The 16,185-nt window shown below is 35.7% G+C and carries 16 protein-coding genes; 7 read left to right on the forward strand and 9 right to left on the reverse strand.

Annotated elements, in window-relative coordinates; genetic code table 11:
• Positions 1-179: 179 nt before the first annotated feature.
• Positions 180-1,541: a T9SS type A sorting domain-containing protein gene (locus RMO83_RS01755; protein ID WP_310557948.1), complete on the forward strand. Its 1,362-nt coding sequence runs from the start codon at positions 180-182 to the stop codon at positions 1,539-1,541.
• Between the two features lie 72 nt (positions 1,542-1,613).
• Here RMO83_RS01755 and RMO83_RS01760 read toward each other — a convergent pair whose 3' ends face one another.
• The 3 genes from RMO83_RS01760 to RMO83_RS01770 form a co-directional block, all read right to left on the reverse strand.
• A complete protein-coding gene (locus tag RMO83_RS01760; protein ID WP_310557949.1) occupies positions 1,614-2,438 on the reverse strand; it encodes a sialate O-acetylesterase in 825 nt (274 codons plus the stop codon).
• A 290-nt stretch (positions 2,439-2,728) separates the two neighbouring features.
• Complete coding sequence (locus RMO83_RS01765; protein WP_310557950.1) at positions 2,729-3,988, reverse strand: DEAD/DEAH box helicase; 1,260 nt, start codon at positions 3,986-3,988, stop codon at positions 2,729-2,731.
• 317 nt (positions 3,989-4,305) lie between these two features.
• On the reverse strand, positions 4,306-5,349 hold the full coding sequence (locus tag RMO83_RS01770; protein ID WP_310557951.1) for a formimidoylglutamase: 1,044 nt from the start codon (positions 5,347-5,349) through the stop codon (positions 4,306-4,308).
• A 117-nt stretch (positions 5,350-5,466) separates the two neighbouring features.
• Between RMO83_RS01770 and RMO83_RS01775 the strand changes: the two genes are divergently transcribed.
• Entirely contained in the window at positions 5,467-6,348 is an 882-nt protein-coding gene (locus RMO83_RS01775) for a hypothetical protein (RefSeq protein ID WP_310557952.1), read from the forward strand.
• A gap of 51 nt (positions 6,349-6,399) precedes the next feature.
• Here RMO83_RS01775 and hutI read toward each other — a convergent pair whose 3' ends face one another.
• Entirely contained in the window at positions 6,400-7,641 is a 1,242-nt protein-coding gene (hutI, locus tag RMO83_RS01780) for an imidazolonepropionase (protein ID WP_310557953.1), read from the reverse strand.
• Between the two features lie 31 nt (positions 7,642-7,672).
• Positions 7,673-9,022, reverse strand: coding sequence for a DEAD/DEAH box helicase (locus RMO83_RS01785; protein ID WP_310557954.1), 1,350 nt, complete (start codon positions 9,020-9,022; stop codon positions 7,673-7,675).
• A gap of 464 nt (positions 9,023-9,486) precedes the next feature.
• On the opposite strand from RMO83_RS01785, the gene RMO83_RS01790 reads away from it, so the two are divergent.
• From RMO83_RS01790 to RMO83_RS01810, 5 genes are all read left to right on the forward strand, one after another.
• Entirely contained in the window at positions 9,487-10,137 is a 651-nt protein-coding gene (locus RMO83_RS01790; RefSeq protein WP_310557955.1) for a DUF6261 family protein, read from the forward strand.
• Between the two features lie 252 nt (positions 10,138-10,389).
• Positions 10,390-11,640, forward strand: coding sequence for a hypothetical protein (locus RMO83_RS01795; protein ID WP_310557956.1), 1,251 nt, complete (start codon positions 10,390-10,392; stop codon positions 11,638-11,640).
• 105 nt (positions 11,641-11,745) lie between these two features.
• Positions 11,746-12,498 (forward strand): hypothetical protein, encoded by a 753-nt coding sequence (locus tag RMO83_RS01800; protein ID WP_310557957.1) that lies wholly within the window; start codon positions 11,746-11,748, stop codon positions 12,496-12,498.
• Between the two features lie 54 nt (positions 12,499-12,552).
• On the forward strand, positions 12,553-13,044 hold the full coding sequence (locus RMO83_RS01805; protein ID WP_310557958.1) for a hypothetical protein: 492 nt from the start codon (positions 12,553-12,555) through the stop codon (positions 13,042-13,044).
• A gap of 203 nt (positions 13,045-13,247) precedes the next feature.
• Positions 13,248-14,171 (forward strand): LysR family transcriptional regulator, encoded by a 924-nt coding sequence (locus RMO83_RS01810; RefSeq protein WP_310557959.1) that lies wholly within the window; start codon positions 13,248-13,250, stop codon positions 14,169-14,171.
• 80 nt (positions 14,172-14,251) lie between these two features.
• Here the strand turns inward: RMO83_RS01810 and RMO83_RS01815 are convergent, their stop codons facing one another.
• The 4 genes from RMO83_RS01815 to RMO83_RS01830 all read right to left on the reverse strand — a co-directional run bounded on the left by RMO83_RS01815 (position 14,252) and on the right by RMO83_RS01830 (position 16,113).
• A complete protein-coding gene (locus RMO83_RS01815) occupies positions 14,252-15,055 on the reverse strand; it encodes a TIGR02757 family protein (RefSeq protein WP_310558006.1) in 804 nt (267 codons plus the stop codon).
• A gap of 96 nt (positions 15,056-15,151) precedes the next feature.
• Positions 15,152-15,811, reverse strand: a complete 660-nt coding sequence (locus RMO83_RS01820; RefSeq protein ID WP_310557960.1) for an ABC transporter ATP-binding protein — start codon at positions 15,809-15,811, stop codon at positions 15,152-15,154.
• A 15-nt stretch (positions 15,812-15,826) separates the two neighbouring features.
• The gene (locus RMO83_RS01825) at positions 15,827-15,994 is read right to left on the reverse strand and encodes a hypothetical protein (protein WP_310557961.1); all 168 of its coding nucleotides are present in this window, start codon (positions 15,992-15,994) and stop codon (positions 15,827-15,829) included.
• A complete protein-coding gene (locus RMO83_RS01830; RefSeq protein WP_310557962.1) occupies positions 15,970-16,113 on the reverse strand; it encodes a hypothetical protein in 144 nt (47 codons plus the stop codon). The genes RMO83_RS01825 and RMO83_RS01830 overlap by 25 nt, the downstream gene beginning before the upstream one ends.
• Positions 16,114-16,185 lie beyond the last annotated feature (72 nt).

The following is a 16,185-nucleotide window of genomic DNA, read 5'->3' on the forward strand; positions in this document are numbered from 1 at the left end:
TTATTTTGCCTAACATATTGCCACTTTTTTATACCGAAATATACACTTTTTGGCGATTTAAAAGTACTGTTTTCAACTGAATTTAATCACAAGTTATTAACAATCAAATTGTTAATTCATTTTTAAGGAATGACTAATTATTATATTTGTTTATTTAAATTAATCTAAATCAATTCGTTATGAAAAACTATCTAATCATTTTTGTTTTTTTACTACCTATTGTAACTTTTCCGCAATGTTGGACCAAAGTCGTTGTTGGTGCATATCATACTATCGCAATTAAACAAGACGGTACACTTTGGGCGTGGGGTTCTAATATTTTTGGTCAAATTGGCGATGGAACTTTAGAAACCAAAACGAGTCCAACACAAATCGGGACTGATACTAATTGGGTATCAATTAGCGCCAATGCAGCTCATAATTCAGCAATAAAAAGTAACGGAACATTATGGAGCTGGGGCGAAAACGATTATGGTCAGCTTGGAGATAATAGCAGAATACATAGAAATGTGCCTACACAAGTTGGCGTAGACACTAATTGGGCAACTGTAGAATGTGGTATTTTTCATTGCGTGGCACTGAAAACGGATGGATCGTTATGGGCTTGGGGTCGAAATTATGACGGACAATTGGGAAATAATACATACACAGATTCACAATTCCCAATACGTATTGGAACTACAAATTCGTGGTTAAAAATAACAGCAGGTGTTAACTTTTCAGTTGCATTACAAGATAACGGGTCTCTTTGGGCATGGGGCGACGGATATCACGGTACAATGGGGCAAGGTGATGATCAACCAAAAAGAGTTCCAACTAGAATTGGGTCTAGCAATAGTTGGAGGGAGATTTCTGCAACTGGCTATCAAGTTTTGGCAATTAGAAATGACAATACGCTTTGGGCTTGGGGACGTAATGACAAGGGACAAATTGGTAATGGAACAACTGTAAATGTATATGCTCCACAACAAATTGGATTGGATACTGATTGGCAAACAGTTGCTGCAGGATATTTTCATAGTATTGCAATAAAGCAAAATTACTCGCTTTGGGCTTGGGGTGATAATTTTGAAGGTAAACTTGGAACGGGAAATTTTACAAGACTTACTATTCCTACCCAAGTTGGTACCGATTTAAATTGGAGAGCAGCAAAAGCTTCTTTTGGCCACACAACCGCAATAAAACTTGATAATTCGCTTTGGGCTGCAGGATTAAATGGTCAATATCAATTGGCACAACCCGATAATAACATTGATTTTAATACATTTGTAGGTGTTAGTTGTACCAGTTTATCGTTACAAAAATTTAATGGTAAAGATTTTTCAATCTACCCTAATCCAGCAACTTACAAACTAAACATTCAAGTTAAGAATAATTTAAAAGTAGATAGTATTGCAATTTTTGATGTTTTAGGAAAAAAAATAATTGAAAAAGACACCGATTTCAATACTATTGATGTTGAAAATTTCAAAACAGGTGTTTATTTCGTAAAAATTTATTCTGATCGTAAATCGTTTCAAGAAAAATTTGTAAAAGAATAATGTAAGTCTAGAATCGTTTTTTAAAAAATTATTTGCTTGCTGAGCACGTGAACTCTAACTTTAATGGGTAGGCTATTTAACTGTACTCATAAATTTAACTGCCAAACGTTCTCCCATCTTCCTTTGACTTTCAGAATCAAAATGAACTTTGTCACCTTTGTCTTTTAAATCAGATGTTGAAATAATATAGATATCACTATTTTGCTTTGCAACAGCTTGTATTTTTTCATTAATTAAGTTCCAATTTTCCTTATCATTTGAATAGGAACCAATTTTCCCCGCCAAAATTGGCAAGTTCTTATTGCCACTAATTGTTCTGAATACTTCAAATAGCGATGAAAGCTTTTCTTCATATGTAGAAATCCCTATAGGATTTGTATCACTTTCTCCTTGATGCCACAAAATCCCTTTAATATTTCCATAGTTTTTTGCAATCTCTACTTTAGATTGAAAGTTAGTTAAAAGTTTTACGTCGCGATGTGTACTGTCGCTTAGCCATTGTGAAACAGAACTGCCACCAACTGCAGTTGGTATTAATAATATGGTTATACCGTCTGGGATATTGCGTATTAAATTTTTGGCAAAAGAAAGTCCGCAGTCAAGCCCCGTATATGACGGCTCATAAAAATGCAAAGGTTCTTTGGCATAAACTAATTGTCCGGTTCTGTTTAGTGATAGAATTCGTTTATTGGAAATTGTATCCATAGGTTCGACAAATGCCCGTCCTGCCATATTAGACTGTCCTGCAAGAATAAAAACCCATACATTTTCTTTATTGGGTACTTTATTTACGAGTTCAATTGATTTCGGGAAATTAATCGTTCTGTCATCCTCATGCTGTCCAAAAGAAACAAAACTGTATATGATGAATGTGATTAAAAGTGCGATGCTTTTCATATTGTCAAATTTTAATTTTTAGTAGGCTGTCTGTTTGTCTTGCCCAAAACGTCAGCTTATCTAAAAACCTCCCTTTGTTTTAAATTGGATTGCAAAATCAAGTAAATATAGTAGATTTAAACTACAACCAACTATTTTTTTCAAAGAGTATGATTTTGGTTTTGGAAGTGTTTTTTTGCCGAAAGGTTTAATATTTGCATTCAACGGGTGCATGATACTCTTCAAATTAAAAGTAAATACGCTGTCTATTGACAGCGTTTTTTTGTAATTATTTAGAACTAAAATCAATTTTAATACCAGCGTTTTTTGTTTTGTTTAGAGGCGTCGGATTTTCTTGATTTGTGTGCACCACCACTTCGGTTGGAGTTATTTGGTTTTGTTGATCCTCCCGGAGCCGTTTCTGGACTTCCAGCGTGCCAAGGATACGGATGATCACTAATGGTTTTTACCTCGACTTTGATTAGTTTTTGAATGTCTTTCCAATATTGATGTTCGTCTTTACTGCAAAAAGAAATTGCTATACCTTCATTTCCTGCACGACCCGTTCTTCCTATTCGATGAACGTAGGTTTCTGGAATATTGGGTAAATCAAAATTGATGACAAAAGGCAATTGGTCAATATCAATACCACGAGCGGCAATATCAGTGGCTACAAGTACGCCCACTTCTTTCTTTTTGAAAGCATCTAAAACCCGTTGTCTGGCATTTTGAGATTTGTCACCGTGAATGGCTTCGGCGGCAATATTATTTTTACGCAAAGCTTTAACCACGTTATCTGCACCGTGTTTGGTTCTCGAAAAAACCAAAACATCCGATAAATTTTGATTTTTGATCAAATGATACAGCAAGTTTCTTTTTTCGGTTTTTTCGACAAAATAAACATGTTGTTCCACATTTTCGGCAGTGGAAGAAACAGGTGAAACCTCTACTTTTTCAGGATCTTTCAAAAACATTTCGGCCAATTCTCGAATAGCTATTGGCATTGTTGCAGAGAATAGCAAGGTTTGTCGGTTTTTTGGTGTAAGCTTTACAATTTTCTTGACATCGTTTATAAATCCCATGTCCAGCATTTGATCGGCTTCGTCAAGGACTAAGGTGTGCAAATGATCGAAATCGATAAAACCTTGTTTGTGCAAATCGAGTAATCTTCCTGGTGTTGCGACTAAAACATCAACGCCTTTGCGCAGCGCATCTACCTGAGGAACTTGCGAAACGCCACCAAAAATAGTGAGTTGAGTCAAGTTAGTATATTTGCCATAAGTGTCAAAACTTTGACCAATTTGTACAGCTAATTCTCTTGTGGGCGTAACGATTAAGGCCCGAATTTCTTTGGCTTTTTTAGATGAACCTACAATTCGGTGCAATTGGTGTATGATGGGAATGGCAAATGCTGCCGTTTTTCCTGTTCCTGTTTGTGCGCAGCCAATTAAGTCTCGTCCTGCTAACACTAAGGGTATGGCTTGTTCTTGAATAGGTGTTGGGTTGGTATAGCCTTCTTCAAATACGGCTTTTTGAATACTTTTGGATAACGATAAATCTTCGAATAACATATGTTTTGTATTAAATATCTAGAAATTTTTATTTAGATAATTTTTGCAAAGATAGGTTTATTATTTTTAGGGAGATTTGCTATTGATTTTTAGCAGGGCAAAACGCATTAAAATTGTTTTTTATTTATTTTTACACGAATTGCACTAATTTACACGAAATAGGTACTGCATAAATTTCACGAAACTGCCAAAGGCAGTTAAAATTTGTGTATTTTTTTAAATAATAAAAATAATTTGTGACAATTAGTGCAATTCGTGTCTAAATATTTTAATGCGTTTGCCTTGATTTTTAGTTCGTTATCCCCTAGATTCACCATTTAGTCCAAATCAATTTCATGGTTCGATTTTATAAAATCAGTCACTAAATAGCCGATGAGTTTACCAATTAAATGATTGTTTTTCTCCTCGCACAAATCGGGTGCGCCTTCGCAAATATGAAGGTAAGCCGCATTTTTATTTTTTGCAAAGAAAGTGACGAACTGACGCAATTCCTCTATTGAAAAACCGCTTAGCGTCATAGCACTACTGGCAATATTTGGAATGGCATCTAAATCTATTTCAATGCCGTAAAAATCATTTTGAATGAATTGTGCAGCTTGAATAAGTTCTTGTTGGAAGTTTTTCTCCTTTCGGATATTGATACTATCGTAGGTGTTGTACCGTACCCGATCTTCAATTTTTTTGATAATATCTAAAACACTTTTGGAGGTGTAATTTTCGTGTAAACCAAAAATAAAATACTTTTTAAGAAAACCTTCTTCAAAAGCATAAGAAAAACCATTTCCGCTATGACGTCCTTCGAGAATTCTAAAATCGGAATGGGCATCAAAATTCACGGCATTAATAGATTTTCCTTTGGCAAGCGCCGTTCCTTTTATATTTCCGTACGAATTATTATGACCACCACCAATGATAATAGGGGTTTTTCCTGCTTTTATAATATTAAAAATGATATGCGAAACATCTTTATCAATTTTTTCGACCAGCTGACTCAATTTTGAACGATCGTCGATGTCATTAAAATCTAAATGTTCTACTTCTTTCATTTCAGCACGGACGCTTAATTGTCCTAAAACTACTATTTGGCTGCCTTTACAGAAACGATTGTGTTGAATGTTTGCAATACTAGCAATGGCAGATTCCCAAGCCGATGCAGCTCCAGGTCTTCCGTAATTAGCTCTAACACCGATGTCTTCAGGAATTCCAAACAGAACATATTTTGCTTCACAGGTTTTTAAAAACTCAGTACTATCCATTCCTTTTGGAATAGTTACCATCTTCTCCCCAAATTTTATTTCGCCACTGCGGTGGTTGGTAACTTTTGCAAGATCATTTATCGTGAACGGTATCAGTTTTTCCATATCAATTTAAATCCGGTCAAATATAATATAAATGTTTATAATCCGTTGTTAAGACAAATTATATTATTAATTTTGGTTAAAATATATTTTTAATTTCTACTATAAAAAATAAACAAAATGGAAGATCAACAAAACAATTCGAACACAAGTCTCAAGATTATTATCGCTGTATTAGCTATCCTATTGATAGGCAGTTTATATTATATCTATAAGATTTCATCCGAAGCAAAAGAAGTACAAACAGTACTAACAACTACGATGACTGAAAAGGAATCCGTTATGAAAGATTTACAAGATTTAAAAACTACTTATGATGCCGCCATTGCCGAAAACACTTCAATGTCTGACGAATTAATTAAAGAGCGAGATAAAGTGGTGAATTTGATGAATGATGTGAGTAAATCAAAAGGCGATGCATCTAAATACAGAGCTCAATATCAGAAACTAGAAAGTAATTTGAAAGTTTTAATGACTGAAAATGAAACGCTGAAAAAACAAAATACAACGTTAACCACGCAACGTGATAGTACAGTTGTAGTATTAGGAGAATCCAAAAAATTCAATGAAGTATTAGTAGGGCAAAATGAAGAGTTGTCAAAAACAGTGGAAAAAGGTTCAAAACTGACTGTTTTAAATATGCAAACCGCCGCATACAAAATAAGAAGTTCTGGAAAGCAAGAAGTAACGGATCGAGCAGGAAGAGCCGATGTGCTAAAAATCAGTTTCACCATTGCCGAAAATCAAATAGCTAAATCAGGTGACAAACAATATTACGTGCAAGTAATTGATAACAAAAGTAATGTTTTAGGGGACAAGAAAACGGAAACTTTTGATGATAAAACATTAACCTATAGTTTTATCGCCAATGTAAAATATGAAAACAAAACGGTTCAAGTTACCGAAGACTTGCCAGGGAAAGACTTTGCAAAAGGAACCTATTTTGTCAATGTTTTCGACAAAAACGAATTGGTTTCTAAAACTAGTTTTACTTTGAAATAAGAATTAGTTGGGGTTAATAATGGAAAGAGAGGAGCAGATGTTCCTCTTTTTTTATGCGAAAACATTGCCTTCAATAATAACAGCATCAATCAAATTGCTGCCAAAAGCGTACGGTAGTTGGTAATAGGAAGAAATAGGTTTTGTGATAATGAGATTGGCTTTTTTGCCAATGGTGATACTTCCGTGGGTTTCTGAAATCCCCATAGCATAAGCTCCATTTATAGTGGCTGCATTTATGGCTTCTTCGGGAGACATTTTCATTTGGATACAGGCTGTAGCAACTACAAAATTCATATTGCCTGACGGAGTTGAACCCGGATTAAAATCGGTGGCGAGCGCTAATGGCAAACCCTTAGCTATCATGTCACGTGCAGGTGCATAAGGAATTCCTAAGAAAAAGGAGCAAGAAGGCAAAGCAACAGGCATGGTTGCAGTATTTTTTAAGGCTTCGATTTCTTCCGGCCTCATAATTTCCAGATGATCTACAGAAAGCGCGTTGTATTTAATTCCTGCTTGAATGCCGCCAATAGAATGGAACTGATTCACGTGAATTTTTGGTTTTAAACCAAAACGAATTCCGGCTTCCATAATTTGCTCGGTTTCTTCAACGCTGAAGTACTCCTTTTCGCAAAATACATCTATAAAGTCAGCCAATTTAGTTGTGCCAATTTCAGGAAGCATTTCATTAATGATTAAATCGATATAACCTTTTCGATTTTCCTTATATTCGAGTGGAAAAGCGTGAGCACCGAGAAAAGTAGCTTTTATAGTTATGGGATAATTTTGCGACAGCCGCTGGATTACTCGAAGCATTTTCAGTTCGCCATCAACGGTAAGCCCGTAACCTGATTTTATTTCGACCGCACCTGTTCCCAAACGCATCACTTCTTCAACACGAACTTTCGATTGATTGTAAATTTCTTCTTCGGAGGTTTCGTTTAGTGTTTTGGCCGAATTCAGTATTCCGCCACCACGCTTGGCGATTTCTTCATAGGAAAGTCCGTTGATTCTATCCACAAATTCTAGCTCGCGATGGCCAGCATACACGATATGAGTATGGGAATCACACCAACAAGGAAGCACAATTTTTCCCTCAACATCAATACATTTTTCAGGATTTAAATCTTCGGGTAAATCATCCATCGAACCAAAATCAGCAATAAAATCATTGTCAATGACCAAATAAGCATTCGTAATGGACGGAAGAATCGCCATTTCATCGCCAGAAACTTTCAATATCGAGGCATCTCGAACTTGAAGCAACTCTTTAATATTGATAATTAATGTTTTCATTTGAGCTGTGAAGGGTATTGGTGACTCTCCTTTACTTCTTATCCTTGCGTTTCTTGGCTTGGTTTTTCAGCATATTTCTATTGACAGAACCGTGCGTTTTTTTCTTGGTTACACCGGGTCCGCCGAGATTGACTTTTTTATTCTTTTTACTTTTCTCGTGGAAAGCGCCATCTCCTTCTAATTTTTGTTTTTTCATCAAAAACTTAATCGGTTGACGGTCTTTTTCAGGTTCGATTAGTTTCAGCGAAACTTCAACAGTTTCAGGAAAAGTGGCTGCTGGCAAATCCATATCCATTAATAATTCAATGGCAAATTTGAATTCTTCTTCCCGAGGCGCAATGAAACTAATGGCGGTTCCTGTAGCATCGGCACGACCAGTTCGACCAATGCGGTGCATATACAATTCCGGCAGTTCAGGCATTTCAAAATTGATGACGTGCGTGATGTTCGAAATATCCAAACCTCTCGCCATAATATCGGTAGTGATGAGTCCACGAAGATGGCCTGCTTGAAATTCAGCCATCGTGCTCAGACGATAATTTTGGGATTTGTTCGAATGGATGACACCAAATTGATCTTCAAAATCCTCCTCGATGCGTTCGTGAACCATATCCGAAATCTTCTTATTATTCACAAAAACCAAAACCCGACTCATAGCCTCATTCGTCTGCAACAAGTGTTTCAGCAAATTGATTTTGGTGTTAAAGTTGGGAACGTTATAGGTAATTTGCGTGATGTTTTCCAACGGTGTTCCCGATGCAGAAAGCGTCACTTCCTCAGGATAATCGAAAAAGTCATTCAAAATAGCATCTACGTCATCCGTCATTGTGGCGGAAAATAAGATGTTTTGACGTTTTTTAGGCATCATAGCCAAGATAGCGGTCAGTTGGGTGCGGAAACCTAAATTGAGCATTTCGTCAAACTCGTCGATGACTAATTTTTGCATATCCTCGAAACGGATGACATTGTCTAAGGTTAAATCCATGACGCGTCCCGGAGTTCCTACTAGAATGTCGCAACCCGTGTAAACCACTGTTTTTTGGGTATTAATATTGACACCACCAAAAATCCCAACAGTACGAACCGACATATATTTGGTCAGTTTTTCGACTTCCTCCACCACTTGAACGACTAATTCGCGTGTTGGCACCAGAACAACAATTTTCGGAGTATGACCCGGACTGAATTTATATAATTTTAATAAAGGCAATAAATAAGCGAAGGTTTTACCCGTTCCGGTTTGTGCAATTCCCATCATATCGCGCCCTGACATAATCACAGAAAAAGTTTTTTCCTGAATGGGAGTTGGTGTGGTAAATCCTAAATCATCGATTGCTTTTTGTACTGATTTCGGAAGATTGAATTGCTCGAAGGTGGTCATAAAACGTATATTTTGCGCAAAGGTACGTTTTTTATATCTAATAGGATTCAGCCTGTTTCCACTGCATTTATCTGATTTTTTTGTAGGTAAATAGTGTTGTTTATAAATAATTTGTATCTTCGTACTGCTGTTTTTAAAATCATAACCACTATGAAGTACAACAGTTTAAGCAAAAAGTATTCGAAACCTAGTTGTAAAGTTTGCGCTCCAGCGGAAAACTTGTTTCTGCCTCGAAATAACTTTTCCCCCTCAAGGGAAAACCTGTTGCTACCTAGAAACAACTTTTCCCCTTCAAGGGAAAACCTGTCGCTGCCTAGAAACAACCTTTCCCCCTCAGGGGAAAGCCCATTTCTACCTCGCTTTTACTTTTCCCACCGATTTTCAATTTTATGATGAATGCAATTGCCCTTTGAAACCTTCGTAATGCAGAATACCTGCAATACATCAAAAACTTTCTAGCCATTGTGCTACGAAACGACCCAACAGTACTAAATATCCTTGCCAAGTATGATGCACTCGTAGGCAAAGGCAACGAGCTGGATGCGCTCTTCAAAAAGATTTTGGCTAACGAAAAAACCGCCGACATTCTAGCTTTAGACGAGCGTCGTGACAATGCTGCCAACGGTATCTATTATGTAGCTTATGGATATGATTATTATTTTGAACCTGCATTGCAAACCGCTGCTGCCCTAATCAAAGACAGCTTTAGCGTGTATGGTGGAGGTATTGCAAAACTGAACTATCAGGCAGAAACCGCCACAATTACGAGCCTTATTATGGATTGGGAAAACAAAGCCCCACTTGTAGCGGCGTTCAACACCCTAAACCTCACCGCCTGGAAAAACGAACTGAAAGCCGCCAACATCGCCTTTGACCAAAAATTCCTAGACCGTACCCAAGAATATGGCGGCGCCACACCTGAAAATTTGAAATCGAAACGCGAAGAAACCAACGCGGTCTACTATGCCCTAAGAGACCGTATCGATGCCTTGCATTTGCTAGCAGAGACAACGCCAACGCCCTACACCACGGTCATCAACCAGCTTAACGCCCTGATAGACCAGTACAACAGCTTGCTCAACAACAGAGCTCCCGAAGTACCACCAACGGTTTAAGAATTTGGCAATATAATACGACAAAGGCAGTAGTTTTTACTGCCTTTGTTTGTTTTTAAAGGCTTTGTTCCGGTAAATATTGAATAGTTGAAGCGAATAGAAAGGCCTTTTGATGGTTTGTAAGAAAAAAATTCTATATTTGGAAAACGAAAATACGCTACTGAGTAGCTTCAATTTAGTTTATTTGGCGGTATAGACTACATCAAGTCGCGTGTACGAACAAGTTGGCAGAAATAACAAAAACCATCATTTATGGAAGAAATTATCGAAAAAATAAAAGCGAATTATAGTTTTCTGAAAATAGACAAAATTGAGGAAGAAGAAGAAATTATAGACGAGGATGGAGATACTGGCGAGATAGAAGTTTATACATATTACACCATTGCTGACTTTAAAGGAAACAAAGACATTAGTATTAATGTATTATCTGACACCAAAGCGCAACGTGTTGAAAAATTCTTAAAATTTAACTCAATCATACTAGATGAATATTTGGGAGTAAAGGTTGAAGAAAAGTATGAATTTGTTTTAACCTTAGTTTCAAGTAGATATCTTGGGAATCCAGGTCGTAAACAACACTATGAAATTCAAATGAATTACTTTAAAAATGAGCTCAAAATCACATTAGAAAGTAATGCTGAAGATATGGCTTCAATTGAGTTAAGCAACCTTTTAAGACCAACAATACGCAGGAACTGGCTTTTAACCATTCAAAACTTTAGAAGAACATCACCAGATGGATTAAATTCTGATTTAAGAAATATTCTTAATTCTGTACTATTTGATTTTGAATACAGTTTTAATTTAGCCTTTGAGCCAATCCTAATAAATAATGTAAATAAACGTATTCCGAGACTTAAAAGATCTTCGCTTGCAATACCATCACACCCAATTAATTTTACATATAAAAAATATATTCCAGAACTAATTCAATATTATCATCTTTCAGAAAAAGTAGAGTACATCCCATTTAAGTTTTTATGTTATTTCCACATCATAGAGTATTTCTCCGATAAAAGCGCATATATTGTTGTTGCAGAGCAAGTAAAACATCTTCTTTTAAAACCAGATTTCCACCTCAAAACGGATAACTATATTGAGCAAGCAATAAATATTTTTAAAAAAGAAAATGAAAAGCATCTAACAGATAAAATTAAGTTAACTAGAGTTTTGCAACAGTTTGTTAGCATGACAGATTTTCAAGAATACCTCGATGAAACAAAACTCTTAGATCATTTCAAAAAAGATCAAATTTTCCAGTGTTCAAAACCTTTAAAAATTTCTGCTCTAGATTTTACAAATGAAACAACTTTTTTCCAATCGTTAGCAAGCAGAATATATGCTATGCGCTGCTCAATAGTTCACTCAAATCCGGACTTCGATGAAACTAAAGCTGTTCCTTTTGTTCACACCACTGAAAATGTAAGCATGTTAAATCTAGAAATGGCATTAGTTTATGAGGTTTCAAGAAATATTATTGTAAAATCTAGTGACACGAGATAGTTACTTCTGCTAAAAGCTTGCAAAACTTATGGTAATTGCTAGACTGAGCAGATATGACCCGACGCTGGCAAAAGCAGAGAATCGTAAAGCTAAAGAACCAAAAAATTGGAAAACAAATATATATTTACAGTATTTTATCAGAATAGTAAATTTCTAGCACATTCAAATTTATATGGACACGATATCTGTATTGTTTGCGATGAAGAAGACGATAGACCGCCAAATTGTTTATTTACATCTCCACATTTATCAAGTTTAAATAATCCAGAAGAAATTTGGGCAAGAGCGTTGACTTTACTCTCTTTGTACAATGGTATTGCAAATTTATATTGCACAATAAACGATGATTATGATGATACTTCTAATCAGAAACTAGTCAAAATGTTTATTTGGAATAAATTTGTAGATATAACTCCACCAAATAAATTTGATATTGCGCAAAGTTACCCGTTTGATGATGCATTAGTTTTAGACACAACGTTTTTATCAATCAAAAACAGATTTGCTTATTTAATAAATTTATCAAAAACAGAAAATGATCTTTTACATATTCTTCTGCAATTAGGAAATGGATTGGAATGGACTAATTTATATTCGATATTTGATTCAATACGAACTTATTCAAAAAAAATCAACAAAGACTATTTCAAAAACATATTAGCAGATTCTGGTTATTCAGAAACAGATATTCACGCATTTACTGGAACAGTAAATAATTATGGTGTACTTGGAGTCAAAGCAAGGCACGGACAATTAGGTTTCGGAATACCTCAAAAAACACTCAATTTAAAAAAATCTCAAATTCTAATTCTCTCAATTTGTAAATCATATATTAAATTAACTTATAGTGTAGAATAAGATGCTAAATTACGGTCTAAAAACGCTTGCAATAATTTAAAAAATCGAAAATAAATGACATCTAACGAACAAAATTTTTACTCACTAATTGGTCAAATATCAATTGGTTTTTCAAATCTTGAGAGTCAAATAAAAGAACTTATTTACATATTAATAAAGTCTGAAGATGAATTTGTTAGTTCAATTATGTTAGAAGACAACTCTATTAGCCACAATTTAAAGTTATTATTGAAACTAGCTAAATATCATGAAATTGAAGAGATTAGAATTAAAACTTTACATAATTCTATCGACAAAATTAGAATAAACAGAAATCTATTTATTCATGGACTTTGGAAATTAAGTGAAACCGAAAATGGTTTGGTTTTCATTTGTGAAATCAGAAAGGTAGAATTTAAAAAAGTAACTCTTGAATTCGTAAAAATCTTAAATAAATTTCTTGAATTTACGCCAGCAGACTTTGAAGAAGAATTAAATCAAATAAGAATTTGTTCAAAAATTGCAAATGAAATTATTGCAACTTTGAAAGAAAACCGATATTGGTAAAAGAAACTACTGCCAACCCCAAGCTGGCGCAAGCAGAAATAACTGCAAAGGCTAGTGCGAGCATCATGCTCGTACCCAGCATCTAATTCAAAAAAAAAAAATAATTTATAGTATGTACGAGCGAGACGCTCGCACTAGCAAAAAAACAATGCTAAGGCATTCCTTTTTATTTATATTTGTACTACACGATATAAATATGTTTTATGAATTATACTTTAAATCAATTGCGAATATTTCTGAAAGTCGTGCAAACTCAAAGTGTAACCAAAGCTTCTGAGGAATTGCACCTGACACAGCCCGCAGTGTCTATTCAGATGAAAAACTTTCAGGATCAATTTGAAATCCCTTTAACGGAAGTGGTCGGACGAAAAATTTACATCACCGATTTTGGGTTGGAGATTGCGGAGGCGGCTGAAAACATCATTAACCAAGTCTACGCCATAAATTATAAAACATTAGCATACAAAGGGCAGTTAGCAGGACGTTTAAAGCTTTCGGTCGTGTCCACCGGAAAATATGTAATGCCATTCTTCCTTGCCAATTTTATTCAACAACATTCTGGCGTAGAATTATTGATGGATGTGACTAATAAAATTAAAGTAATTGATAGTCTAGAAAATAATGAGGTCGATTTCGCACTGGTTTCAATATTGCCTAATACTTTAAATATCGAGAAGCTAGACCTACTTCAAAATAAATTGTACTTAGTTGGCAATGCTGAAAACCCCGTTAGCAAAACGCCAAGTACCATAGAAACCATTGCTAATTTGCCGTTGATTTTTCGAGAAAAAGGCTCGGGCACCAGACAAACAATGGAAAGTTTTATTGAACGTAACAACATTACCGTTCAAAAAAAGATGGAACTAACCTCTAATGAAGCGGTCAAGCAGTCTATATTAGCAGGTTTAGGCTATTCAATGATGCCATTAATTGGTATTAAAAGTGAATTAATCAACAATGAACTACAAATTATTCCCATAAAGGGCTTGCCAATTAAAACGACTTGGAGTTTAATATGGTTGAAAGGCAAAAAACATTCTCCCGTTGCTCAATCGTTTTTACAGCATTTAAAGGAGAATAAAGCCAAAATCGTTGAAGATCAATTTAATTGGTATGAAGACTATTAGAAGCTGGGCTTTTTTGGATTGATTTGGAGTGGATGATGCAAAAGTTTAGTCACTTCATTATAAAAACTTTCTGGTTTCAATTAAAACCCTTCGAAAACACCCAATCCAAATAAAGCAAAATCGTATTTCACTGGATCAAGCGGGTCGAGTTCCCTAAGTTTTAAATCGAGTTCAGCTACCGCTTTTCCATCGTTTTGTTTCCGAATCAACAAGCCTAGTTTTCGAGCTACATTTCCGGAATGCACATCGAGCGGACAGGATAGGAGTGCAGGCGAAATACTTTTCCAAATCCCTAAATCAACGCCTTTTTTATCTTGCCGACACATCCAACGCAGGTACATATTAATTCTTTTTGCCGCAGAACCATTCATCGGGTCAGAAATATGTTTTTGAGTCCGTTTTTGATGTTCAATTTGCTTCCCCAATTCGTCCCGATAATTATCTGGACTCGTGTCAAAGAATAGTTTCTTGAATTCCGAAATGCTTTTTTGCATCGAATGCTGTTCTTGATGTCTGGCAAAAACAGCTTCAAGACCGCCGTGGTTTTTGTAAATATGTTGTAAGCCTTTAATAAAACTGGCAAAATCCTGACCATTAAAGGTTCTATGAACAAAAGATTCCAATCGTTCTAAATCATTTTCGGAATGTGACATTACAAAATCATAAGGAGAATTCCCCATCATGTCCATCATCTTATGAGAATTTTTGATAATCATTTTGCGATTGCCCCAAGCGATGGTCGCGCTCAAAAAACCAGCGATTTCAATGTCTTCTTTTAGTGAAAACAAATGCGGAATTTGAACAGGATCACTTTCGATAAAATCAAGGGTGTTGTATTGGACGACTTTTTCGTCAAGAAAAGATTTGAGTTCTTTATTATTCATCATTAGAACGCGGATAATACGGATTTGCTAAGCAAAACACTGATTGAAACGGATTTTATTTATTTCTGCAAGCTGCCACTTGAACACCGCAGCCTGCTAACTAATCAATCCATCCACCATCACTAATTTTCTATCGGCCATATTGGCTAATTCCTCGTTATGCGTTACAATGACGAAGGTTTGTCCAAATTCGTCCCGCAATTTGAAAAACAATTGGTGTAAATTTTCGGCTGAATGAGTATCCAAATTCCCCGAAGGTTCATCGGCAAATATTACGGCGGGTTTGTTGATTAAAGCTCTCGCAACAGCCACGCGTTGTTGTTCTCCACCCGAAAGTTCGTTGGGTTTGTGATTGATTCGTTGCGAAAGTCCAAGATATTCCAATAATCTTTTGGCTTCTGTTTCGGTTTCGTTTTTGGACTTATTGGCAATGTAAGCCGGAATGCAAACATTTTCCAAGGCAGTAAATTCGGGTAATAATTGATGAAATTGGAAAATAAAACCTAGGTTTAAATTTCTGAACTTAGACAAGGTTTTGTCATTCATCGTCAAAATATCTTGATCGTTAATGCGCAATTCTATTCCATTTTCGTTGGTTGGCTTATCTAATGTTCCCAGAATTTGCAAAAGTGTTGTTTTTCCTGCACCCGATGCACCAACAATAGAAACAATTTCCCCTTTTTTAATGTGTAAATCAACTCCTTTCAATACGTGAAGTTGGTCGTAATATTTATGAATGCTTTTTGCTCGTATCATTATGTGCAACTGTTTTTACAAAGAAACAAAGATTTTGGTTATCAATGAGGAAATTTTTATAGTTTCATTTCCTTCCCACGTCCAACTTCTAACTCCCCACCTCCAACTTCTAACTTCTAACTTCCCACTTCCCACTTCCCACTTCCCACTTCCAACTTTTAACTTCCCACTTCCCACTTCCAATTTCTAACTTCTAACTTCCAACTTCCCACTTCCCACTTCCCACTTCCCACTTCCCACTTCCAACTTCCCACTTCTAACTTCCCACTTCCCACTTCCCACTTCCAATTTCTAACTTCCAACTTCCCACTTCCAACTTCCCACTTCCCACTTCCAATTTCTAACTTCCCACTTTTAACTTCTAACTTCTAACT

It is taken from the genome of Flavobacterium sp. (assembly GCF_031423415.1).
GTDB lineage: Bacteria > Bacteroidota > Bacteroidia > Flavobacteriales > Flavobacteriaceae > Flavobacterium.